General features: G+C 72.2%; 20 protein-coding genes and 2 pseudogenes. 10 read left to right on the top strand and 12 right to left on the bottom strand.

The window, feature by feature from the left end; all coding sequences use genetic code 11:
* Nucleotides 1-162: 162 nt before the first annotated feature.
* Nucleotides 163-1839: an ABC-F family ATP-binding cassette domain-containing protein gene (locus ACSMXR_RS35485; RefSeq protein WP_455680197.1), complete on the top strand. Its 1677-nt coding sequence runs from the start codon at nt 163-165 to the stop codon at nt 1837-1839.
* Nucleotides 1836-2408, top strand: a complete 573-nt coding sequence (locus ACSMXR_RS35490; protein WP_473170818.1) for an AAA family ATPase — start codon at nt 1836-1838, stop codon at nt 2406-2408. Before ACSMXR_RS35485 ends, ACSMXR_RS35490 begins: the two co-directional genes overlap by 4 nt.
* Here the strand turns inward: ACSMXR_RS35490 and ACSMXR_RS35495 are convergent.
* From ACSMXR_RS35495 to ACSMXR_RS35515, 5 genes are all read right to left on the bottom strand, one after another.
* Entirely contained in the window at nt 2393-2617 is a 225-nt protein-coding gene (locus tag ACSMXR_RS35495) for a hypothetical protein (protein ID WP_030080623.1), read from the bottom strand. The genes ACSMXR_RS35490 and ACSMXR_RS35495 overlap by 16 nt on opposite strands.
* A 115-nt stretch (nt 2618-2732) precedes the next feature.
* Nucleotides 2733-3362: a hypothetical protein gene (locus ACSMXR_RS35500; protein ID WP_473172487.1), complete on the bottom strand. Its 630-nt coding sequence runs from the start codon at nt 3360-3362 to the stop codon at nt 2733-2735.
* Between the two features lie 22 nt (nt 3363-3384).
* On the bottom strand, nt 3385-4005 hold the full coding sequence (locus ACSMXR_RS35505) for an L-threonylcarbamoyladenylate synthase (protein ID WP_103509598.1): 621 nt from the start codon (nt 4003-4005) through the stop codon (nt 3385-3387).
* 125 nt (nt 4006-4130) lie between these two features.
* Complete coding sequence (locus tag ACSMXR_RS35510) at nt 4131-5147, bottom strand: hemolysin family protein (protein ID WP_137233136.1); 1017 nt, start codon at nt 5145-5147, stop codon at nt 4131-4133.
* Nucleotides 5144-6481, bottom strand: coding sequence for a hemolysin family protein (locus ACSMXR_RS35515; RefSeq protein ID WP_137233135.1), 1338 nt, complete (start codon nt 6479-6481; stop codon nt 5144-5146). The genes ACSMXR_RS35510 and ACSMXR_RS35515 overlap by 4 nt, the downstream gene beginning before the upstream one ends.
* A gap of 326 nt (nt 6482-6807) precedes the next feature.
* Here ACSMXR_RS35515 and ACSMXR_RS35520 point away from each other — a divergent pair, with 326 nt between their 5' ends.
* Nucleotides 6808-7806: a sporulation protein gene (locus ACSMXR_RS35520; RefSeq protein WP_473170819.1), complete on the top strand. Its 999-nt coding sequence runs from the start codon at nt 6808-6810 to the stop codon at nt 7804-7806.
* 82 nt (nt 7807-7888) lie between these two features.
* Here the strand turns inward: ACSMXR_RS35520 and ACSMXR_RS35525 are convergent, their stop codons facing one another.
* Nucleotides 7889-8275 carry a DUF4180 domain-containing protein gene (locus tag ACSMXR_RS35525; protein WP_473170820.1) on the bottom strand — a complete coding sequence of 129 codons (387 nt, stop codon included), beginning with the start codon at nt 8273-8275 and terminating at the stop codon, nt 7889-7891.
* Nucleotides 8268-8780: a helix-turn-helix domain-containing protein gene (locus tag ACSMXR_RS35530; RefSeq protein ID WP_473170821.1), complete on the bottom strand. Its 513-nt coding sequence runs from the start codon at nt 8778-8780 to the stop codon at nt 8268-8270. Before ACSMXR_RS35530 ends, ACSMXR_RS35525 begins: the two co-directional genes overlap by 8 nt.
* A 181-nt stretch (nt 8781-8961) precedes the next feature.
* On the opposite strand from ACSMXR_RS35530, the gene ACSMXR_RS35535 reads away from it, so the two are divergent.
* The 3 genes from ACSMXR_RS35535 (at nt 8962) to ACSMXR_RS35545 (ending at nt 10312) form a co-directional block, all read left to right on the top strand.
* Nucleotides 8962-9396 carry a hypothetical protein gene (locus ACSMXR_RS35535; RefSeq protein ID WP_381792400.1) on the top strand — a complete coding sequence of 145 codons (435 nt, stop codon included), beginning with the start codon at nt 8962-8964 and terminating at the stop codon, nt 9394-9396.
* 185 nt (nt 9397-9581) lie between these two features.
* Nucleotides 9582-9752 (top strand): DUF6381 family protein, encoded by a 171-nt coding sequence (locus ACSMXR_RS35540; protein WP_167396280.1) that lies wholly within the window; start codon nt 9582-9584, stop codon nt 9750-9752.
* 59 nt (nt 9753-9811) lie between these two features.
* Complete coding sequence (locus tag ACSMXR_RS35545; protein WP_473170822.1) at nt 9812-10312, top strand: GNAT family N-acetyltransferase; 501 nt, start codon at nt 9812-9814, stop codon at nt 10310-10312.
* 7 nt (nt 10313-10319) lie between these two features.
* On the opposite strand, the pseudogene ACSMXR_RS35550 reads toward ACSMXR_RS35545, so the two are convergent.
* Together ACSMXR_RS35550 and ACSMXR_RS35555 are read right to left on the bottom strand one after the other, a co-directional pair.
* Nucleotides 10320-11188: pseudogene (locus tag ACSMXR_RS35550) on the bottom strand (ATP-binding cassette domain-containing protein).
* Nucleotides 11185-12144, bottom strand: a pseudogene (locus ACSMXR_RS35555) (ATP-binding cassette domain-containing protein); the annotation flags it as partial. The pseudogenes ACSMXR_RS35550 and ACSMXR_RS35555, both read right to left, overlap by 4 nt.
* 134 nt (nt 12145-12278) lie before the next feature.
* On the opposite strand from ACSMXR_RS35555, the gene ACSMXR_RS35560 reads away from it, so the two are divergent.
* Entirely contained in the window at nt 12279-14105 is a 1827-nt protein-coding gene (locus tag ACSMXR_RS35560; protein WP_473170823.1) for an alkyl/aryl-sulfatase, read from the top strand.
* Nucleotides 14106-14144: 39 nt separating this feature from the next.
* On the opposite strand, the gene ACSMXR_RS35565 is transcribed toward ACSMXR_RS35560, so the two are convergent.
* Together ACSMXR_RS35565 and ACSMXR_RS35570 are read right to left on the bottom strand one after the other, a co-directional pair.
* Nucleotides 14145-14888 (bottom strand): transporter substrate-binding domain-containing protein, encoded by a 744-nt coding sequence (locus tag ACSMXR_RS35565; RefSeq protein ID WP_376189032.1) that lies wholly within the window; start codon nt 14886-14888, stop codon nt 14145-14147.
* A 97-nt stretch (nt 14889-14985) separates the two neighbouring features.
* Nucleotides 14986-15498, bottom strand: coding sequence for a DinB family protein (locus ACSMXR_RS35570; protein WP_473170824.1), 513 nt, complete (start codon nt 15496-15498; stop codon nt 14986-14988).
* 96 nt (nt 15499-15594) lie between these two features.
* Between ACSMXR_RS35570 and aac(3) the strand changes: the two genes are divergently transcribed.
* Complete coding sequence (gene aac(3), locus ACSMXR_RS35575; RefSeq protein WP_473170825.1) at nt 15595-16452, top strand: aminoglycoside 3-N-acetyltransferase; 858 nt, start codon at nt 15595-15597, stop codon at nt 16450-16452.
* A 19-nt stretch (nt 16453-16471) separates the two neighbouring features.
* Here aac(3) and ACSMXR_RS35580 read toward each other — a convergent pair whose 3' ends face one another.
* A complete protein-coding gene (locus ACSMXR_RS35580) occupies nt 16472-18895 on the bottom strand; it encodes a polysaccharide lyase 8 family protein (RefSeq protein WP_473170826.1) in 2424 nt (807 codons plus the stop codon).
* A 368-nt stretch (nt 18896-19263) separates the two neighbouring features.
* On the opposite strand from ACSMXR_RS35580, the gene ACSMXR_RS35585 reads away from it, so the two are divergent.
* Nucleotides 19264-20400 (top strand): substrate-binding domain-containing protein, encoded by a 1137-nt coding sequence (locus tag ACSMXR_RS35585; RefSeq protein WP_381908632.1) that lies wholly within the window; start codon nt 19264-19266, stop codon nt 20398-20400.
* A gap of 223 nt (nt 20401-20623) precedes the next feature.
* Entirely contained in the window at nt 20624-21928 is a 1305-nt protein-coding gene (locus ACSMXR_RS35590; RefSeq protein ID WP_376189029.1) for an ABC transporter substrate-binding protein, read from the top strand.
* Nucleotides 21929-22008: the final 80 nt, after the last annotated feature.

Below are 22008 nucleotides of genomic sequence, written 5' to 3' on the forward strand. Positions count from 1 at the left end.
CTGCCGCCCGTGACTTCCGCGTGGATGCGACCTCGGTGCTGAGCCGTCCCTCACTTCGCAGGACTGTTCTTTCCCACCGCTTTCCGGCCCCAGGGCCGGGTCGCCGCGTGCTGTTCGCATACGAAGCCCCCCGTACCTTCCGCTTCCGACTGCGAGAACACCATGAGCCATCCCACCGCGCCCGGCGCCTCCGTGGCCGCATCCAACCTCACCTTCCAGTGGCCCGACGGCACGAAGCTCTTCGACGGGCTCTCCCTCACCGTCCCCCGGGGCCGCACCGGTCTGGCCGGCGTCAACGGGGCCGGCAAGTCGACGCTCCTGCGCCTGTTCGCGGGCCTTCTGCGTCCCGCCTCGGGGTCGGTCACCGTCGGCGGAAACCTCGCCCACCTGCCCCAGAACATCACCCTGGACACCACCCTGCGCGTCGACGCGGCCCTCGGCATCGCCGAACGACGGGCCGCCCTGCGCGCCATCGAGTCCGGCGACGTACGGGAGGAGCACTTCGAGACGGTCGGCGACGACTGGGACGTCGAGGAACGCGCCCTGGCCACCCTCGGCTCCCTCGGGCTCGGCGACGTCGAACTGGACCGCACCGTCGGACAGTTGTCCGGCGGGGAGACCGTCCTGCTGCGCCTGGCCGCGCTGCTCCTGGAACGCCCGGACGTCCTTCTCCTCGACGAACCGACCAACAATCTGGACCTGTTCGCCCGTCGACGGCTCTACGACGCCGTCGACTCCTGGCGCTCCGGGATCCTGATCGTCGTCAGCCACGACCGGGACCTGCTGGAGCGGGTCGACCGCATCGCCGAACTGCGATCGGGCTCGGTGAGCTGGTATGGGGGTGGCTGGTCCGCCTACCAGGAAGCCCTCGCCGTCCAGCAGGAGGCCGCCGGGCGGATGCTGCGCGCCGCCGACGCCGACGTACGCCGTCAGCAGCGCGAACTGGAGGAGACCCGGATCAAGGTGGCCCGCCGCCAGCGCCACGACAAGAAGCTGGACGGTCAGCGGAAGGCCCCGCGCATCGTCGCGGGAGAACGCAAGCGCTCGGCCCAGGAGTCCGGGGACCGGCTGCGCGGGCTGCACGAGGACCGCCTCGACGAGGCCCGCGAACGCCGGGAGGAAGCCGCCGAGGCCATCCGCCGGGACGCCGAGATCAAGGTGAGCCTGCCCCACACCGCTGTACCGGCGGGCCGCACCGTCCTGACCGTACGGGACCTGAGCCTGCCCTACGGACAGCTGCGCGAGGGCAGCCTCCAGGTGCAGGGCCCCGAACGCATCGCCCTGGTCGGCCGCAACGGGGCCGGCAAGACGACCCTGCTGCGCACGCTCACCGGGGAACTCGCGCCGAGCACCGGAGAGGCCACGGCGGCGGTACCGCTGAAATTCCTGCCGCAGCGGCTGGACGTCCTCGACGACGCACTGAGCGTCGCCGACAATGTCGCCCGCACCGCCCCGGGCACCACCGACAACCAGATCCGCTCCCAGCTCGCCCGGTTCCTCTTCAAGGGCGCCCGCGCGGAGCAGCCCGCGGGCACCCTCTCGGGCGGCGAACGCTTCCGCGCCGCGCTCGCGGCGACGATGCTCGCCGCCCCCGCCCCGCAGCTGCTCCTGCTGGACGAGCCGACGAACAACCTCGACCTGGCGAGCGTGCGGCAGCTGACGAGCGCCCTGGAGTCCTACGAGGGCGCGCTCGTCATCGCCAGCCACGATCTGCCGTTCCTGGAATCCGTGGGCATCACCCGCTGGATCGTCCTGGACGACGCGCTGCGCGATACCGACGCCGATGAGGTCCGCGAACTGTTCGGGAGCCCGGAATCCACCGCGGCGGGCGCGTCGTGACGGGCGTCGACCCGGGCCCCTGCGTCGTCCTGATCACCGGAGTGATGGCGGCGGGCAAGTCCACCGTCGCCCAGCTCCTGGCGGAGCGCCTGCCACGAGCGGTCCATGTGCGCGGCGACGTCTTCCGCCGCATGATCGTCTCGGGCCGCGCGGAGATGACACCCGACGGGGCGGCGGAGGCACGGAGCCAGCTCGACCTGCGCCAGCGCATCTCGGCGCAGGTGGCCGACGCCTACGCGGACGACGGCTGGACGGCCGTCGTCCAGGACATCGTCCTCGGCGACGACCTGCCCCGCTACATCGACCGGCTCCGGACCCGTCCGCTCCACGTCGTCGTGCTCGCCCCCTCGCCGGGGGCCGTGCGCGAGCGGGAGGAGGCGCGGGCCAAGACGGGGTACGGGGAGTGGACCGTCGAAGCGTTCGACGCGCATCTGCGGAGCGGGACGCCTCGCATCGGCCGCTGGCTGGACACATCCGGTCAGTCGCCCGAGGAGACGGTTTCGGCCATCCTCGACGGTCTGAGCGGTGGGGGAGGTGCGGGTGGCGCGGCCGCTCAGGCCGCCTCGTAACGGTGGGCGCGCCCGCCGCGCCACTCCACCCAGACCGGATTGTCGAGGAGCCGGTCCGCTTCTTCGAGGCCGGCCTCGCTCAGGAACACGATGACGTCGTGGTCGCTGTGGGCCAGCCCGAGTATCTCGTCCCGGCCTTCGTAGTGCACGGTCACCCGGCGGCCGCCCGAGGGGGTCGGACGGTGGATGACGATCGGGGGATTTGCCATGGGTCCACCCTGCGGCGCGCCCCGCCCCCGCGCATCCCCGGCCGGCCCTCCCCACGAGCGGGCCGCAGCCGGTACCCGGCAGGCGCCCGCGCCCGCCCGGGGGCCCTGCGGCCCCTCACCGCCCGTCGGCCGCCAGTTCCACCGTTGTGGTGACGCGCACCAGGGATGGGCGGCGCGGGGCGGAACCGAATCCGAAGGCGACCGGCGGATCGAGCGGCGCGAGCGCGCCCAGGTCCGCCCCGTCCAGCGCGGCGTCGGCGGCCACGACCGGCCGCAGATCCCGCGCCCCGTACCACTCCCGCCGCCCCGGACCCGCGCGGCCCAAGGTGCGTACGCCGGGCATCAGCACCCGGGCCGGCACATCGCAGAGCGCGGCCCAGACCGGACTGCGGACGAGCGGGGCCGGTACGGCGGAGAGCAGCAGCCCGAGGGCGGTCCGGCGTCCGGTCCGCAGCCGGAGGCGCAGCGGACCGGCCTCGACGAGCAGGCTGTCACCGGCGACGGCGGTCACGGTCACGGGCACCACCTCGATCCGGTCGAAGCGGTAGGTGGCGGCGACGAAGTCCGCGACCCGCCGGGTCGGGGCCAGCAGGACCCGTTCGCCGTCGGGATGCTCGACCATGACGTCGCTGAACGCGCCGAACGGCGACCGCGGCCAGTGCCCGACCACCAGCCGGGTACCCGAGGAGGTCCCCACACCGGCGATCCAGCCGTCGAACCGCAGTCGCTCAGTCACGCCCGCCAGTCTGCCCCGCGGCCGCACCGGATCACTCGAAGCGCGACGTGTCCCCGGCTCCGCGGCGTACGATCTCGGGCTCGTCGCCGGAGAAGTCGATGACCGTGGTCGGCTCGGTGCCGCAGTCGCCCGAGTCGATGACGGCGTCCACCTCGTGGTCGAGCCGCTCCTTGATCTCCCAGCCCTGCGTCAGCGGCTCCTCCTCGTCCGGCAGCAGCAGGGTGCTGGAGAGCAGCGGCTCGCCGAGTTCGGCGACCAGCGCCTGGGTCACGACATGGTCGGGGATCCGCACACCGACCGTCTTCTTCTTCGGATGCAGCAGCTGACGGGGAACCTCCTTCGTCGCCGGGAGGATGAAGGTGTAGCTGCCGGGCGTCGCCGCCTTGACCGCCCGGAACACGTCGTTGTCCACACGGACGAACTGCGCCAGCTGCGCGAAGTCGTGGCACACCAGCGTGAAGTGGTGCCGGTCGTCGAGGTTCCGGATCGACCGGATCCGGTCGATGGCGTCACGGTTGCCCAACTGGCAGCCCAGTGCGTAGCACGAGTCGGTCGGGTACGCGACGAGCGCACCGGACCGGATGCTGTCGACCACCGTGGAGATGGTGCGGGGCTGGGGATTTGCGGGGTGCACGTCGAAGTACTTGGCCATCCGCCGAGCTTACGCGTTCGGGCCGGGCCGACAGGGCCGTTGGCCGGGAACGGCGAGAGGCGGCCCGTCGTACGACGGGCCGCCTCTCCTTCCGTTTCACCCGGCGGTGTGCACCGCCGCGCCGGTCAGACCGCGGCGGCCCCCACCAACTCGTCCAGCACGTCCTCCATCGTCACGAAGCCGATGACCGTGCCCTTGTCCCCGGCGACCGCCGCGAGATGGGTACCGGCGGCGCGCATCGTGGTGAGGGCGTCGTCGAGCGGGGTGTCGATCTCGACCCGGATGACGGGGTGGAGGGAGCTCGTGGGCAGCGCCTTGGTGCGCTCGGCGACACCGAGGGCGTCCTTGATGTGGAAGTAGCCCAGCAGCTCGTCGTCGGGTCCGGTGACCGGCAGCCGGGAGAAGCCCGAGGCGACCGCGGCCCGCTCCAGGCCCTGCGGGGTGATGCCCAGGTCGACGGTGACGGTCCGGTTCAGCGGGACCATCACCTCGCCGACCGGCCGGGTCCCGAGCTCCAGGGCGTCCCGCAGCCGCTCACCGTCGGCCGGGGCGAGCAGCCCGGCGTCGCTGGAGTCCTTCACCAGCCGTACGAGCTCGTCGTCGGTGAACACCGAGGCGACCTCGTCCTTGGGATCGACCTTGAGCAGCCGCAGCAGCATGTTGGCGAAGGCGTTGATGCCGAAGATGACCGGACGCAGCGTCCGTGTCAGACCCACCAGGGACGGACCCAGCGCCAGCGCGGTGGCGACCGGGGCGGCCAGCGCGATGTTCTTCGGGATCATCTCGCCGATGAGCATGTGCAGATACGTCGCCAGCGTCAGCGCGATCACGAAGGCGATCGGGTGGACCAGCGCCTCCGGCACGCCGATCGCGTCGAACGGCGGCTCCAGTAGATGCGCGATGGCCGGTTCCGCGACGGCGCCCAGCACCAGCGAGGAGATGGTGATGCCGAGCTGCGCGGTGGCCATGGCGGCCGACAGGTGTTCGAGGCCCCACAGGGTGCTCTTGGCGCGTCGGCTGCCCTGCCGGGCCTGCGGCTCGATCTGGCTGCGGCGGACCGAGATCAGGGCGAACTCGGCGCCCACGAAGAACGCGTTGGTCAGGAGGGTGAGCGCGCCGATGGCGAGCTGGATGGCGGTCATCGGGCGTCCTCCTCCACGAGGGCGGGCGCCGCTGCGGGCGCGGTGATCCGGACCCGGTCGGCCCGGTGGTGCTCGATGTCGAGCACGTCGAACTGCCAGCCGTCGACCTCCACCCGGTCGGTGCGGACCGGGATGCGGGCCAGCTGGTTGGCGAGCAGACCGGCGAGCGTCTCGTACGGGCCTTCCGGCGCGCGGAAGCCGATCCGGTCGAGCTGGTCGAGCCGGATGCTTCCCTCGGCCGCCCAGACCGGGCGCCCGTCGCCGAGCGGCTCGGCCGGTGCGAGGTCGGGGCGCTCATGGGGGTCGTGTTCGTCGCGGACCTCGCCGACGACCTCCTCGACGATGTCCTCGACGGTGGCGACGCCCGCCGTACCGCCGTACTCGTCGATGACCACCGCCATGGTCCGGTGCTTGCGCAGCTGCGCGAGCAGCCGGTCCACCGGCAGCGAGTCGGGGACGAGGAGCGGCTCGGTGGCCAGCGCCGTGACCGGGGTCCGGGACCGCTCGGTCTCGTCCAGGGCGAGGACGTCGCGGATGTGGACGGTGCCGATGACCTCGTCCAGGCTGTCGCGGTAGACCGGGAAGCGGGACAGACCGGTGGCCAGCGTGAGGTTGGCGGCGTCGGCGGCGGTGGCGTGCGCCTCCAGCGCCCGGACGTCGACACGGGGCGTCATCACGTTCTCGGCGGACAGCTCCGCCAGATGCAGGGTGCGGACGAACAGCTCGGCCGAATCCTGCTCGATGGCGCCCTCACGGGCGGAGTGCTGGGCGAGCGCGATCAGCTCGTCCGGCGTACGGGCGGAGGCCAGCTCCTCGGCCGGCTCCAGGCCAAGCCGCCGCACGGCGCGGTTCGCGGTGTTGTTGAGGTGCCGGATCAGCGGGGCGAAAGCCGCCGTGAACGCCCGCTGCGGGGTCGAGACGACCTTGGCGACCGTGAGCGGGCTGGAGATCGCCCAGTTCTTCGGGACCAGCTCACCGATGACCATGAGGACCACGGTGGAGGCGGCCACGCCGAGCAGGGTGGCGACCGTGGACACGGCGCCGGTCGGCAGCCCGGCGCCCTCCAGCGGACCGCGCAGCAGCACTGCCAGGGACGGTTCGGCGAGCATGCCGATGACCAGGGAGGTCACGGTGATGCCGAGCTGTGCGCCGGAGAGCTGGAAGGTGAGCCGCTTGGCGGCCTTGAGCGCGCTCTCGGCACCGCGCTCTCCGGCCTGCGCGGCGCGTTCGAGTTCGCTGCGCTCGATGGTCGTCAGCGAGAACTCGGCCGCGACGAACACCGCACAGGCCAGTGTCAGCGCGAGGGCGAGGAGGAGCAGGATCACTTCGCTCACCGTGTCACCTCCGTCCCCTGGCGCGCGGGATCGGGGATGACACGGTTCGTACTGGGAGGCTCACCCATTGCGGTGCCGCAGCTCCTTCTCTGTTCGGGTCGTCGGGATCGACGTGAGGGACGGGTGTGAACCCGCCTGATAGATAGTAAAGGGAACGCAAAGCAAAGGGGAGTGGCGAGTGTCACACGGAGTACCGGCCGGGAAAGGCCGCCCTTGATCTGGATGGCCAAAACCGTGCGTAGCGCTCGTGAGCTTGGGAAATCCTTTACTTCCCGGGGCGTTCCGCCCCGGTGAGGTGGTCTCAACAGAAGGAGCGGACGCCGCACATGGTGTTCAAGAAGTTGCTCGGAGCCCTCGGGGTCGGCGGACCCTCGGTCGACACCGTTCTGGAGCCCGGCCCGGCGCTGCCCGGCGGCCTCCTCTCCGGAGAGGTCCGTCTGCGCGGCGGCGGAACGGACGTCTCGGTCGACCGGATCTCTCTGCTCCTCGTCGCCAGGGTCGAGCGGGAGGACCAGGAGGAGGAGCACGAGGGCACCGTCGTCCTCGAACGGTTCACCGTCGGCGGCGGCTTCCGGCTGGCGGAGGAGGCCGACCACACCGTGCCGTTCAGCCTCACCCTGCCGTGGGAGACGCCGATCACCGAGCTCCACGGCCAGCCGCTGGGCCCGGTGCTCGGCATCCGGACGGAGCTGGAGATCGCGGGCGCCCGCGACAAGGGCGACCTCGACCCGCTCGCGGTGGGGCCGCTGCCCGCGCAGGAAGCGGTCCTGGAGGCCTTCGGGCAGCTCGGCTACGCGTTCCGATCCGCGGACCTGGAGCTCGGGCACATCCGGGGGACCGGTCAGCAGCTGCCCTGCTACCAGGAGATCGAGATCCTCCCGCCGGCCGGCCACGCGCACGCCGTCAACGAGATCGAGGTGACCTTCCTCGCCGCGCCGGGCGGTCTGGAGGTCGTGATCGAGGCGGACAAGCGCGCCGGACTCTTCTCCGAGGGCCACGACACGATCCACCGCTTCACCACCTCCCACCACGCGGTTCCGCAGACCGAGTGGAACGCCCGGGTCGATGCCTGGCTGAAGGAGGTCATCGCCGGCCACGCGGGGCACGGCGCGCCGTCCCCGTACGGCACGCCCTCCTCGTACGGAGAACACCACGGTGACCAGCACCGCTCGGGCCCCGGCACGGGCGCGGTGGTGGCCGGGGTCGCCGCGGGCGTGGCGGTCGGTGTCGTCGGCGGCATGGTCGCCGCCGAGGTCGTCGACGAGATCGGCGACGCCTTCGAGGACGAGGAGGGCGACGAGGACGCGGGAGGCGACGAGGGCTGACGCCCTCGGGGCGGGCGGCTTCCCAGCCGTCTCTCCTCCATGGCGGGCGACGGGCTGTCCGTCGCCCGCCCGCGTCATCGGCTCACGCGCCGCCCCGGCCCGCCCCGTTCGGAGCCAGCCGGTCGGCGAGCGCGTCCAGATCCGGGACGAACCAGATGTCCCGGCCGCGGTTGGCCTCGCGGACGAGATGGGGAAGGGCCGAACTGGCCGCCAGATGACGGCTGATGTCCCCGACGACGACCAGCCGCAGCCGGTAGTTCGCGAACTTCTGCAGGACCTCTCCGGCGAAGCCGGTGCTCAGGTCGAAGAAGCTGTCGTCCAGCCGCGTGGACGGCACGGCGACCACCTCCGCGCGCTGGAACGCGGCACCGATCAGATGGTCCAGAGCGCCCTGGACGTCGGCGACGGTCTCCCCGTCGGCATCGCACTCCAGGACCGGGACGCCGTGGTGCTCGACGATGTCAGGCACGGTCCGCCCCCTGCCCGCCCGTGGAGGTGAACAGGCCGTTGTCCGGGCCGAGGAGGCCGTCGATCATGTGCAGCAGATCGGCGGTGGCGGCCGCGCCGCCGAGAATGACGATCTTCATCCGGGTTCGCTCCTTGTCGTAGACCGTCTGGACGCGCAGGGGATCCGATGTGTCCCGCGCGGACTGTGTGCTCGCCGTGATGAACGTGCTGAGCCGGTGCGCGGCGTCCGGGCCGAGCGCGTCGATCTGCACGATGCTCGACACCTCGACGTGTCCCGGCTCGGGTGCCGGTTCCGGGGCCGTGCCGTCGGCCGGGTGGCCGGCGGTGCCATCGACCGGCCGGCCGGTCAGAGCCGCGAAGTCCTCCTTGCTGATCCGGTACTGCTTGCCGATCCGGACGGCCTTGAGCCGGCCCTCGCGGACATAGTTCCGGACGGTCCGCACATGCAGTCCCAGCAACTCGGCCACTTCGCCGACCGAGTAGAGCTCCCGCTCGTCATTCCCCATAGGTAGGGATCGTACAGTAAACAACCTTGTAGAGCGCCTGATAGGCGAAGATGCAGCAGTTTAGGGAATGTCGCGGTCGGTGATTACTCGTTCCGGACCTGCTCGGCGGGTGCGGCGCAGCCCGCCGCAGCAAGGTGGGTTACGCACGGCCGCCCACGCGGACAGGAGGGAGAGGAGCCCTATGAAGCCCGGAGCTCGGCCGCCCGATCCGCGGCACCAGCGACCCGAGGGCGTCACCGATACGACCGTGGAGGCGCTCGGGGCCCTGTCGAAGGCGCTGGAGACCGCCGAGCGTGCGCGCGGCGCCCTCTACGACTTCCACCAGCTCACCGGAAGCGCCGATCTCGCCCTCGACGACGCCGTGCGACTGCTCCGTGCCGCCGGGCACGGAGACCGGGCCGATCAGGTCGAACGCGAGATCATCGGCCGCAACGTCATCCCCGGACACTGGACGTTCCAGATCGTCGAGGAGTACAACGCCACCTACTACGACGTGTTCCGGACGATCGAACAGCAGATCAGACAGGAGCTCGCCGAGGGCCGGGACCATCTCTACGAGGCCGAGATGAAGGCGGACCGGCGGACCGAAGGACATCCGGACCACACCGCCGACTGACGGGCGCGCTCAGGACGCCTGTCACGACGGCCCGTCCGTCGCCGCCCCTCCCGCACCCCGCCTCCTTCGTCGTCACCGAACGTGACCGCACGAGATGCGGTGCGGACCGACTCCGGTGACGCTGGGGCTCCGGTCGCGCACACGACACCGGTTGCCGACGGAGGACCCACGACGGAGGACACCCCATGAACCTGTACGACAGTCCGGTGGAGCGAGCCCGACGCACCCGCGAACGCGCCGAGGAACTGGGCCGCGCCGCCGACCGGGCCACCGACCCCGAGCACCGGCAGCGGCTGCGGGAGAAGGCCCTGCGGCTGCTGCGCGAGGACCCGGCACCCGATTCCCGGCCCTCCTGACCGGATTACGGGAAAAGCCGATTGCCCGCGCGGTCGTGGCCCGGGTAGCGTCGCGCGCCGTGACCCCGACGCTGCGCACCGAGAGACTCCTGCTGGAGCCGTACGTCCCCGAGGACGAAGAGGACTTCGTCGCCCTGTTCCAGGACACCGAGGTGTCCCGGTGGATGGGCGACGGCCCTTCCACCGAGGCGGAGGACCGGGCCCTGTTCGGGCGGGTCTTCACCAAGGTCTACGCCCAGGACCTGTTCGCCGTCTGGGCCGTCCGCCGCGACGGACTCCTGGTCGGGCACGCCGAGATCAAGCGGACCGACGACGTCGACGGCCACGAGATCATCTACGCCCTGGCTCCGACGGCGTGGGGGTGCGGCCTGGGGACCGAACTGGCACAGGCCGTCGTCGCCCACGGCTTCGGCACCCTCGGGCTGACCGAGGTCCACGCCACCGTCGCCGCCGCGAACGAGGCTTCGCTGCGGCTGCTGGACCGGATCGGCTTCGAGTACGTGAGGGACGTCGTGGAGGACGACGGCAGCACCACCCGCGTTCTGACCCGCCGCCGCTGACGGTCGGTCAGGCGGGTGCCTGTGCCCGGGTCGCCTCCCTCCGCCGGCGCTGCTCCGCGACGTCCGCGACAGGTGCGGCGAGCATCAGCGCCCGGGTATAGGGATGCCGGGGCTCGGAGGTGACGCGCCGGGCGTCGCCCGTCTCGACGAGTTCGCCGCCCCGGATGACCGCCACCCGGTGGCTCATGAAGCGGACCACCGCCAGGTCGTGCGTGACGAAGAGATAGGCGACGCCGGTCTCCTCCTGGATCTCCAGAAGCAGTTCGAGCACCGTCCGCTGGGTGGTGAGGTCCAGCGTGGACACCGGCTCGTCGCAGATCACCAGCCGGGGCCGCAGCGCCAACGCCCGGGCGATGGCGACGCGTTGGCGCTGCCCGCCGGAGAACTCCCGGGGCAGCCGGTCCGCCGAGTCGGCCGGCAGCCGCACCCGGTCGAGGAGTTCGGTGATCCGGGCGCGCGCCTCCTTCGCCCCGGTGCCCCGGCCCAGCAGCGGTTCGCCGAGGGTGTCCCCGACCGTACGGGACGGGTTGAGCGAGGTGTACGGGTCCTGGAAGACGACCTGGAGGTCGCGGCTGAGTGCCCGTCGGCGTGCGGCCCCGGCCCGCTCGATGCGCTCGCCCGCGAAGGTGATGCCGCCCGACCGCCCGGGCGCGAGCCCGAGGACCGCCCGGCCGATCGTCGTCTTGCCGGGACCCGACTCGCCCACCAGACCGAGGGTCTCGCCCGGCCGGATGTCGAGGGACACCCCCTTGAGGATCTCGGCGCGCGGCGGCCCCGGCCGGGATAGGAGACGCGCAGGTCGCGGAGGCGCAGCAGCGCGTCCGGCAGGCCGTCGGGCCCCTCGTCGGCGATGTCGCCGACCACGGTGCTGGTCATACGGTGGTGCTCCTCGCCTCGCGCGGCTGCCACGGCTCCCGGGCCGGCGCGTCGTCGAGGACCGCGCCGAGCAGGGACCGGGTGTAGGGGGCCCGGGGGGAATGGACGATCTGTTCGGCGGTGCCGGTCTCCACGATCCGGCCGTCGCTCATCACCGCGACCCGGTCGCAGAGATCCGCGACGACACCGAGGTTGTGGGTGACCACGAGGACCCCGAGCCCCCGGTCGCGCTGGAGCCGGCGCAGCAGATCCAGGATCTCCGCCTGGACCAGGACGTCCAGAGCGGTGGTCGGCTCGTCGGCGATGAGGAGTTCCGGGTCGCAGGACATCGCCCCGGCGATCAGGACCCGCTGGGCCATGCCGCCGGATATCTCGTGCGGATACAGCCGCATCGCCCGTTCCGGCTCGGGGATCTCCACCAGCCGCAGCAGATCCAGCGCGCGGGCGGCGGCCTCCTTGCGGGAGAGGCCCAGCACCTGCCGGATCGGCTCCATGAGCTGGCTGCCGACTCGCCGACCAGACCGACGATCTCCGCCGGGGCCGACGGAACCGGCGCCCCCTTCGTACGACGCGCGTGCGTACGGCGCGCACCGCGTCCGCCGTCCTGCACCTCCGCCGTGCTCCTCCAGCACGTCGCGCACCGCGCCCGCCAACAGGACCAGGGCCCCGTTCCGGGTGTCTGACAGCCCGGAGACCTTGGCGGCGTCCACGTACAGCTCCTTGCGGACGCCCGCGACGATGTCGCGTACCAGGCGGAAGAAGCTCGGCGCGGCGAGCACGATCATCAGCACCCAGCCGTTGGGGCCGAGGACGGCCCTGGAGGCGAGCAGCACCACCATGGCGGGCAGCGCCATGACGAGGTCGACGCCCCAGTTGGCCACCGAGTCGAACCGGCCGCCGTAGTACCCGGCGTACAGACCGGACGGCACGCCGAGCGCGAGGGCCACCGCGACTGAGGCGGTCCGGTACGGCCCCGACCTCCTCCGTCACCCGTTCGGCCCGCTCTCCGCTGCACGGCCCGCCCCGGCCGTACGTCAATGGACCTGGCGTGTGCGTCACGCACGGGGGAACCGGCCGACCTGGAGGCACTGTGCGGAAGAACGATCAGCCGTCGCACGACATCGCGGACGACGGGCCGGACGCCCAGGACGCGGACCGGGGATTCATCGCCGCACTCCGGCCGGGCGTGGTGAAGGACGCCTCGGGCCGCGTCGTGTGGGACAGCGACGCCTACGCCTTCCTCCTGGAGGGCGACCCCGCCCCGACGGTCCACCCCGCACTGTGGCGACAGGCGGCCCTCTGCGCCCGGCAGGGCCTCTACGAGGTGACCGAAGGCGTCCACCAGGTCCGCGGGCTCGACCTGTCCAACATCACGTTCGTCGAAGGGCAGCAGGGCGTCGTGGTCGTCGACCCCTTGATCTCCGCCGAGGTCGCCGCGGCCGCCCTCGCCCTCTACCGCTCCGAACGCGGCCCGCGCCCGGTCACCGCCGTCGTCTACACCCACCCGCACTTCGACCACTTCGGCGGCGTGATGGGCATCATCGAGCCGGACGACGGCACGCCGGTCATCGCCCCCGAGCACTTCATGGAGCACGCGGTCTCGGAGAACGTGTACGCGGGCACCGCCATGGTGCGACGCGGTATGTACTTCGGCGGCTACGGCATCCCGGTCGGCCCGGAGGGCCAGGTCAACACCGGCCTCGGCATGGCAGGTTCGGCCGGATCGGTCGGTCTGATCCCGCCGACGCTGGAGATCACCGCCACCGGCCAGGAGGAGGTGCTGGACGGCGTCCGGTTCGTCTTCCAGATGACCCCCGGCACCGAGGCCCCGGCCGAGATGAACTTCTTCCTGCCCGAACGCCGGGCCCTGTGCATGGCGGAGAACACCTGCCACACACTCCACAACCTGCTGACCCTGCGCGGTGCCCAGGTCCGCGACGCCCGTGCCTGGTCCCGCTACATCAACGAGGCCATCGAGCTCTACACCGACGAGGCCGACGTCGTCTTCGCCTCGCACCACTGGCCGGTCTGGGGCCGCGAGCGGATCCTCACGTTCCTCTCGCAGCAGCGGGACATGTACGGCTACCTGCACGATCAGACCCTGCGGATGATGAACACCGGCCTCACCGGCAGCGAGATCGCCGAGGAGATCGAGATCCCGCCCGCGCTCGAGGCCGCCTGGCACGTGCGCGGCTACTACGGCTCGGTCTCCCACAACGTGAAGGCGATCTACCAGCGCTACATGGGCTGGTTCGACGGCAATCCGGCCCATCTGTGGCAGCACCCGCCGCAGGCCCAGGGACAGCGCTACGTCCGGGCGCTCGGCGGAGCCCGCCGGGCCCTCGAACAGATCCGGCTCTTCGCCGACGAGGGGGACCTGCGCTTCGCCGCCGAACTCGCCTCCCACCTCGTCTTCGCCGACCCGGAGAACCAGGACGCCAAGGAGGCTCTGGCCGGCATCCTCACCCGGCTCGGCCACGGCGCCGAGAACGCGACCTGGCGCAACTTCTACCTCCAGGGAGCGCACGAGCTGCGCAACCCGATCGCCGAGACCGCCATCGCCCTGGCCGCGAGCATGGCCTCCGCGCTCAGCGTCACCCAGGCCTTCGACTCCCTCGCGATCCGCGTCAACGGCCCCCGGGCCTGGGCGGAGGAGCTCAGCATCCTCTGGCGGATCACCGACGTCGCCGAGACCCACCGGACGGTCCTCTCCAACGGGGTCCTCATCCACTACGAGGACCCCAAGGACACCACCGCCGACCTCAGCCTGACCCTCACCAAGGCGCAGCTGCTCGGCCTGCTCGCCACGGGCAGCCTGCCCGACGCCGTCGAACGGGACGGGGACGCCGGCGCGCTGGTGCGGCTGATGTCCGTACTCGACGCACCCGACGCCAGCTTCCCCATCGTCACGCCCTGAACCCGAACGCCGTGAACACCCCGGGTGTTCGGCGGAGGTTCAGGCCGCGGGCGCCACGGACGCGCCCTCGACGCCGTGACGCTTCAGGGCGTCGGCGACGAAGCCGGCCGCCTTCATCTCCTCCACGAACGAGGCCAGCAGCTCCTGCGCCGCCGCACCTCGCCCGGACGGCACCCCCATGGCCTGCCGGATCACCATGAACCGCCCCGGCAGCACCCGTACGCCCGCGGCCCGGGCCGCCTCGGCCTCCAGCAACTGCCGGATCCCGGCGGCCACATCGACCTCGCCCGCCCGCAGGGCCGCGAGCGCGCGCGGGGCGCCCTCCAGCCGGACGACCTCGGCCCGGCGGATCTCACGGGTGAGGAAGAGGTCGTACGCCGACCCGGCCCCGACCGAGATCCGGGTGCCCTCGGCGTCCACCTGGTCGTTCTCGGACACCTCGGACCGGTCCGGCACCAGATAGCTGCCCTCGATGAGGACATAGGGGGCGGTGAACCGCAGCCCCTCGCCCCGGGCGGGGTCGACCGCGAAGAACCCGATGTCCGCCCGCTCGGCCCGCACCGCGTCGACCGACAGCGCGGCCCTCTCGAAGGCCACCAGCTCGACGGGGACCCCGAGCCGCCGCCCGAACTCCCGGGCCAGGTCGACGGAGACCCCGGCCACCTCGCCGCTCGCCGGATCCCGGTGGGCCAGGATCGGATTGCCCAGGTTGATCGAGGCACGCAGGGTGCCGCCGGGCGCGAACACGGAGACCAGGGCGGGAGCTGTCGGCTGCTGAGTCATGGAGCCGAGTCTACGAGCGCGCCCGCCGCCACCGACGGGCGTACAACCGCGCCCACCGCCGCCGTAGGGCGTACGGGACCGGCCGCCCGGCGCGGTCTCACGCACCCACCGTCCCGTCCACCCCTTCCCGCAGCAGGTCCGCGTGACCGTTGTGGCGGCCGTACTCCAGCAGGACGTGCACCATGACCATCCGCAGCGAGACCTCCTTCTCCCACCGCGGCTGATACCCCACCAGATCCAGCGAGGCCGCCTCCCGCTCGATCCGGCGCGAGGTCTCCACCTCGGCCTCCCAGGCGGCGAACGCCTCGGCCCGGGTCGAGGCGCTCGCGTCGTACGCCGCCTGGAAGTCGAAGAGCTTCTCCGACCACACCATCGGAGCCGACCCGTCCTCGAACACCCGCCGGAACCAGGTGCGTTCCACCTCCGCCAGATGCCGCACCAGAGCCAGCAGCGACAAGGTGGACGGTGGCATCGACCGCTCGCGCAACTCCTCGTCGTCCAGCCCCGCGCACTTCATGGCCAGGGTCTCCCGGTGGTAGTCGAGAAAGGCCCGCAGCGTCTCGCGCTCGCTCCCCAGCAGGGGAGGCCCGATCCGGTCGTCGTTCGTCATGATGAGGTTCCCCAGTCCGTGTGCCGGCCGACAGTATGACGGGCCCGCGCCCGCCCGGGCAGGCGAGTTTCCCGCCGGGGCCTAGGGTGGTGAGGCATGGACGAGACGGAACTGCTGCGACGCTCCGACGGCCCGGTGACCCGGGACCGGATCCGGGACGACCTGACCGGACTCGGCCTCGCCCCGGGCGACACCGTGATGTTCCATACGCGGCTGTCCGCGATCGGTTACGTCCCCGGCGGCCCCGGCACGGTCATCGACGCCCTGCTGGACGTGGTGGGACCGGCCGGCACCCTGATGGTCACCTGCGGCTGGAACGACGCCCCGCCCTACGACTTCACCACCTGGCCCCACGCCTGGCAGCAGGCCCTGCGCGCCCACCACCCCGCCTACGACCCGGAACTGAGCGAGGCCGAGCACGCCAACGGCCGGCTCCCGGAGGCCCTGCGCCACCGGCCGGGCGCCCTGCGCAGCCGCCACCCCGATGTGAGCCTCGCGGCGCTCGGCCTCTCGGCCGCCGCGCTGACCGAGGCCCACCCCTGGGACGACCCGCACGGTCCCGGCAGCCCGCTGGCCCGGCTGGTCGCCCTCGGCGGCCGGGTGCTGCTCCTCGGCGCGCCCCGGGAGACGATGACGCTGCTGCACCACGCCGAGGCGCTCGCCCAGGCCCCCGGCAAACGGTTCGTGACGTACGAACAGCCCGTCCGGGTGGAGGGCGAGCGGATCTGGCGCACCTTCCGGGACATCGACTCCGAGCACGGCGCGTTCGACTACTCCCCGGTCGTGCCCGAGGGACAGGACCCCTTCGCGGTGATCGTCGGGAGCATGCTCGCCGCCGGCATCGGACGCGAGGGGTTCGTCGGCGCGGCCCGGAGCTGTCTGTTCGACGCCGGACCGGCCGTGGACTTCGGCGTCCGCTGGATCGAGGAGCACCTGAACCCGCCGGCCGCCTGAACACCGGCGCCGACGCGGCTCAGGACAGCCGCACCTTGATCGTCTGCGTCGCCCCGCGCGTCCCGGACAGGTCGCCGAAGACCAGGCGCAGCGAGGACCCCGTCGTCGCCGATGTCACCGTCGCCGGCTTCGACACGACCGCGGCGACGGCACGGTTCCAGGTGAGGGTCAGGCTCGTGCGCATCCGCATCGGATCGCTCACACACACCGTCGCCGTACCGTCCGTGTGCTCGGTGACCATCACGGAGCACGGGGCGTCCGCCACCAGCGGCCCGACGCTGCCGCCGAACCAGAAGTTGACGGCGGTCAGCCCGAGCGAGGCCACCGAGACCCCCTGCTGATCGTCCGTGTTGGCGAGCACCCGCAGCCAGCCGCCGTCCGCCGCCCGCTCCGCCGTGCGCTGCTCGGACGCGCCGGGCAGCAGCTGGTACGCGTACGTGGCGTCCGTCGGGTCCTGGCCGTGGTCGAACCAGAGGGTGAGGTACTTCCGGGAGACCGGATCCGTGGAGCCTGCGGCGTTGATGTCGCGCCAGCGGCCGGTCCGGTTCTCCCGCAGCGCCTTTACGGTGGCCCCGCCCGGGAAGACGTAACCGCCGTGCCCGGCCAGGTGCGCCCAGGACGCGCCGGACAGCGTCGCCGACCAAGGAGCGGTGACCGGTTTCGCCGAACCGTCCACGGTGAACGGGGCGTTGCCCGTCGGCCCCAGGTTCCGGTTGTCGACCGTGGTCTCCACGGCCGCGCCGTCGCGGCCGTGGATGCCCGCGCCCAGGCACACCACGGTGTCGTCGAGGAAGAACCACGACTTCTTCGCCATCAGCGTGCTGGACAGACCCTTGAGGTACTGCCCCACGGCGGCGCGCTTCTTGTCGGTGACCCCGCCGACCCAGTTCACATCGGGGAGCGCGACGCCCCAGTCGCCGCCCGCCCCGTCGGCGAGCACCTTGCGCGAGGCCGTGGTGCCGGGCAGCCGGTACGGATCGACGGTGGGCCAGAAGGCGTCGCTGTACTGGCCGTTGGCGAAGGTGTCGCCCCACCAGTAGAGCATCCCCGAACCGGTGTGCCAGCCGCGCAGGTTCTCGCCGTTGCCGACCTCGTAATAGGTGATCCGCCGGTCGGCCATGCTCAGCGACGCCGCCCAGCCGGGGCGGCGGTGTGTGGCCCGCGCCATGTCGGGGAACAGCCGGTGGCCGTCCGGCTCGGGGACCGGGGTGAGCGAGGTGTCGTCCAGGACGCTCTTGATCCGGGCCAGCGCGGTGAGCCCGAGCGAGGGGTTGCTCAGCGGCGGGCTGTAGTAGTCGCGCTGCGCCCAGCCCTTGACGAGCGCCCGCCACCGCGCGTTCTCGGCGTCCGACGCGCCGCGCCCGAGCAGCACGACGGAGGCGAGGATGGGGTGCCCGCGCCGGTGGTCGTCGACCTCGCCCCGGCTGATCGCGCGCCCCGCCACGGAGTCCATGACGAGTCCGTTGAAGAGGAACGGCGCCCAGGCGTTCTCCACCGCGTCGAACACCACCTGCCGCTTCGGGTCGGTGACCTCCCACGTGGTCCCCTTCAGCAGCGCGAACAGCAGCCCGAGCCCGCCGAGCATCACCGATCCGTAGCTGCCGGTGTACGGCACGGTGGTGTGCTGGATGAACGAGCCGTCGGCGTACAGCCCGTCGCCCTTGGCCACCAGCGGGAAGACGGGGGAGAGGGCGTCCCGGGCCAGCGCGATCTTCGCCGGGCTCCCTCCGACGACCCCGCGCAGGGCCAGCACCCGGCACAGGTCGACCCGGTTCGCCCCGGTGCTGGTCCCGGTGTACGAGGCGACGGCGGAGTCCGGTACGAAGTGGTCGACGGCGGCGCAGTAGCGCGCGAGCCGCTCCGGGGCGATCACGTCGTACATCAGCACGCACACGTCCAGCAGGGCCTGCGGCGCGCCGATCTGCCAGCTGTACCAATTGCCGTACCGGGCCTGCCCGTCGTTGTAGACCTGGGTGTTGAGGTGCTCCAGGCCGGTGAGCACGGCATCGCGCAGTCCGGTGTTCCCGGTCAGTCCGGTGCCCTGCTGGCGGTAGGCCTGGGCCATGGTGTTCAGGCGGACGAAACTGTCGGCCATCCGCCCCGAGAAGACGTACGACTCGGCGTCCGTGTCCGGGTCCGGATCCGCGAAGACGGCGTCGGGCCAGAGCGAGCCCTCCGCCGGGGCCATCGTCTCCAGCCACTGCGAGGCCTTCGCGCCGAGGTCGGCCAGCCGACTCCTGAACGGCTCGGCGGTCGGGCTGAACCCCTCGCCGAGGATCAGCGCGCTCCAGGTGGTGCGGAGCGCGGCGTACGGGTCGTCCTCGGCGGCGGACGCGGCGGACGCGGCGGCGCCGGGTGTTGCGAGCAGCAGCGCGCCGCCACCGGCGGCGGTGAGCGCCGCGGAGGTGGCCAGGAAGATACGGCGGGACCAGGCAGACGTCATGGGAGAGCTCCGGATCGGTGAGGTGTCTCCGGCGGGAACCCGGCGCGCGGGGGCGTTGAACTGATCCCGGGATCCGACTGTTCTGAGCGGGCGGGCACTTTCTAGCAGCCGCCGGGCGACTCGCTCAATGACTTTGGCCGAATTGATCGTATCGATCGCTTCTCGGGGCGTGTATGTCGCTGCCGGGTGCGAACCGGCGCGCGCCCGTCGCACCGGGGCAAAACCCTGCTCGGATCGTTTCGAGCGCATGTGATCGATATGGTTGGGGCAGGCCGGACGGCGGCCGCCCGGGAGCCGGAACCCACGCGCTTCCGCCGCCGGGACACCGTCGGGCCGGGGCCCAGCCGTCTCCGAGTCCAGGGGGATCCATGCGACTGCACGTCGATCAGCGCCACGAGCGGGTGCTCGAACTCGTCCGCGAGCGCGGCAGCCTGCGCGTCGCCGAACTCGCCGAGGAACTCGGCATGTCCGCCGTCACCCTGCGCCGGGACGTCGAGGCGCTGGCCGCCCAGGGGCTGGTGGAGCGGCTGCACGGCGCGGTGGTGTGGCCCGCCGGGCAGTCCCGGCCCGCCCCCGCCGCCGCGCCCCCCGCCGAAGGGCTGGTGGTGGGCATGGTGGTGCCGACCACCGAGTACTACTACGCGGACGTCGTGCGCGGCGCCCGGCGGACGGTCGAGGCCGCGGGCGCCCGGCTGACGATCGGGCTCTCCCGCTACCTCCCCGGCGAGGACGCCGCCCAGGCCCGCCGGCTGCTGTCCACCGGCGCGGACGGGCTGCTGCTCACGCCTAGCTGGGAGCGCGGCTGCCCTGAGCAGGGCGAAGGGCTGTGGACGGTCGAGCAGGACACCCCGGTCGTCCTGGTGGAACGCTCGGCGCCCCTCGGCCATCCGGCGGCGCGCCTGGACCGGGTGCGCTCGGACCATGCGCACGGCGCCGCCGAAGCGGTGGCGCACCTGGCCGGGCTCGGGCACCGGGCGATCGCGCTCGCTGTGCAGGACAGCCCGACCGCTCCCCGGCTCCGGGTCGGATACCGGGCCGCCGTGGAGGCCCTGGGGCTGACCCCGGTATCGGCTTCGCCGCTGGACGACGCCCCGTCGCGGTCGGAGGCCGATCGTTTCGAGCGGACGCTGGAGTATCTCTGCGAGGGCGTGGCGAGCGGCGATGTGACCGCCGCGATCGTGCACAGCGACGCGGACGCGATCGTCCTCATCCCCCGGCTCCAGGCCCGGGGGGTGCGGGTGCCCGAGGACCTCGCGGTGATCGCGTACGACGACGAGGTCGCCTCGCTCGCCGATCTGCCGCTCACCGCCGTGGCCCCGGACAAGCACGCCGTGGGGGCCGCCGCCGCCCGCCTCCTGCTGTCCAGGCTCGGCGTGGCCGAACCCGGCGCGACGGACGCGGACGCGGGTGCGGCGGGCGGGAGTTCCTTCGCCCGACGGCACCTGGACATCCTGCCCGCCCTGCGGGTTCGGGTCTCCTGCGGGGCGGCCGCCGCCGCTCCCTGACCGGCGAGAGCCGCGCCACGAGCCGTGCCCCGGGCCAACCGGCCCCGCGGGCACGGCTTTTCGCGTTCCCGGGTCCGGCGGGCCGCACGGAGGGGTGGTGACCCCGCTCGTGATCGATTCGATTGATTTGGTCATTTGCTCTTGACGGCGATCGGTTCTGCGCAAAATGATGTGTGCCGTTCACCTCATCTCCCGCAGTTCGAGGTCTCGTAGGAGCCGGCCCATGCCCTGTATCGCCCGCACGTCCCGCCTCGCCCTGGCGGCTTCCGCCGCTTCACTCGCCCTGCTCGTCACCGCCTGCGGCGGATCGGGATCGGACGCCTCGGGCCCCGGGGACGGCAAGCCCGTCACCCTCACCTTCTGGTCGGCCACCGCGGGCGCCAAGGAAACGGCCGACGCGTTCAACAAGACGCACACCGACATCAAGGTGAAGTTCTCGATGGTCCCCGCGGGGCCCGAGGGCGTCACCAAGCTCTCCAACGCGGTCAAGGGCGGCAACGCCCCCGACGTGGCGACCATGGACTACTCCGCCCTGCCCGAGTACGCCAGCGAGGGCAACCTGGAGGACCTCACCGCCGGCTCCGGCGAGCTGGTGAAGAAGGAGTTCCCCGAAGCCGTCCAGTCCCTGGTCAACCTCGGCGGCTCCACCTGGGCCGTGCCGTTCGACGTCACGCCGATCCAGCTCTTCTACCGCAAGGACCTGTTCAAGAAGTACGGCGTCGAGGTGCCGACGACCTGGGCCGAATACCGTACGGCCGCCGAGAAGATCCATAAGGGCGACCCGGATGTCACCATCACCAACTTCGGCGGCGGCGACCCCGCCCTGCTCTCCGGCCTCGCCTGGCAGGCCGGCGCCCGGTGGTACGGCACCAGCGGCGACGCCTGGAAGGTGAACATCGACGACCCGGCCTCCCGCAAGGTCGCCGCTTACTGGGACGGCCTCCTCGCGGACGGTCTCGCCTCCAGGACCCCGCTCTGGGGCGAGGGCGAGAACAAGGAACGCGCCACCGGCAAGGTGGCCACCATCATCGGCGCCGCCTGGAGCGCCGGGAACTTCCCCGTCAGCTACCCCGACTCCAAGGGCAAGTGGGGCATAGCCCCCCTGCCCACCTGGGACGGCAAGCCGAGCACCGGCATGTACGGCGGGACCTCCTACATCGTGCCCAAGGGCAGCGAACACACCGAGGCCGCCGCCGAGTTCATCAAGTGGGTCACCACCGACCCGGAGGCCATGACCGCCCGCCTCAGCTCCCTCAAGACCCCCAGCAGCGCCCTGCCCGCCAACGAGGGCATGCGCGCCGCGGCCGCCGAGCAGTTCGACAGCTCCTACTTCGGCGACCAGGACGTCTATGCCGTGGCCGGCGAGGCCGCCGACACCATCGTGCCCGGCTGGACCTGGGGCCCGGTGCAGCAGCAGGTGACCTCGGCGCAGATGGCCGCGGGCGGCGACCACACGAAGATGCTGACCTCCGGCCAGGCGAAGGGTGAGAGCGCGGTCACCGACCGCGGTCTGAAGCTCGACAAGTAGGCGCGAGCGCGACCAGCTGTCGCGCGGCTGCCCGGGACGGACCGTTCCGGGCAGCCCCACCACCTCACCCCGCCCACCCC

The sequence above is a fragment of the Streptomyces sp. DSM 106670 genome (assembly GCF_055792845.1).

Coding starts and splice junctions, on each gene's coding strand:
- ACSMXR_RS35505 (WP_103509598.1), bottom strand. CDS start 4,005: ATGGCCAAGTACTTCGACGTGCACCCCGCAAATCCCCAGCCCCGCACC.
- ACSMXR_RS35590 (WP_376189029.1), top strand. CDS start 20,624: ATGCCCTGTATCGCCCGCACGTCCCGCCTCGCCCTGGCGGCTTCCGCC.
- ACSMXR_RS35520 (WP_473170819.1), top strand. CDS start 6,808: ATGGTGTTCAAGAAGTTGCTCGGAGCCCTCGGGGTCGGCGGACCCTCG.
- ACSMXR_RS35535 (WP_381792400.1), top strand. CDS start 8,962: ATGAAGCCCGGAGCTCGGCCGCCCGATCCGCGGCACCAGCGACCCGAG.
- ACSMXR_RS35565 (WP_376189032.1), bottom strand. CDS start 14,888: ATGACTCAGCAGCCGACAGCTCCCGCCCTGGTCTCCGTGTTCGCGCCC.
- ACSMXR_RS35540 (WP_167396280.1), top strand. CDS start 9,582: ATGAACCTGTACGACAGTCCGGTGGAGCGAGCCCGACGCACCCGCGAA.
- ACSMXR_RS35485 (WP_455680197.1), top strand. CDS start 163: ATGAGCCATCCCACCGCGCCCGGCGCCTCCGTGGCCGCATCCAACCTC.
- ACSMXR_RS35495 (WP_030080623.1), bottom strand. CDS start 2,617: ATGGCAAATCCCCCGATCGTCATCCACCGTCCGACCCCCTCGGGCGGC.
- ACSMXR_RS35585 (WP_381908632.1), top strand. CDS start 19,264: ATGCGACTGCACGTCGATCAGCGCCACGAGCGGGTGCTCGAACTCGTC.
- ACSMXR_RS35530 (WP_473170821.1), bottom strand. CDS start 8,780: ATGGGGAATGACGAGCGGGAGCTCTACTCGGTCGGCGAAGTGGCCGAG.
- ACSMXR_RS35580 (WP_473170826.1), bottom strand. CDS start 18,895: ATGACGTCTGCCTGGTCCCGCCGTATCTTCCTGGCCACCTCCGCGGCG.
- ACSMXR_RS35570 (WP_473170824.1), bottom strand. CDS start 15,498: ATGACGAACGACGACCGGATCGGGCCTCCCCTGCTGGGGAGCGAGCGC.
- ACSMXR_RS35510 (WP_137233136.1), bottom strand. CDS start 5,147: ATGACCGCCATCCAGCTCGCCATCGGCGCGCTCACCCTCCTGACCAAC.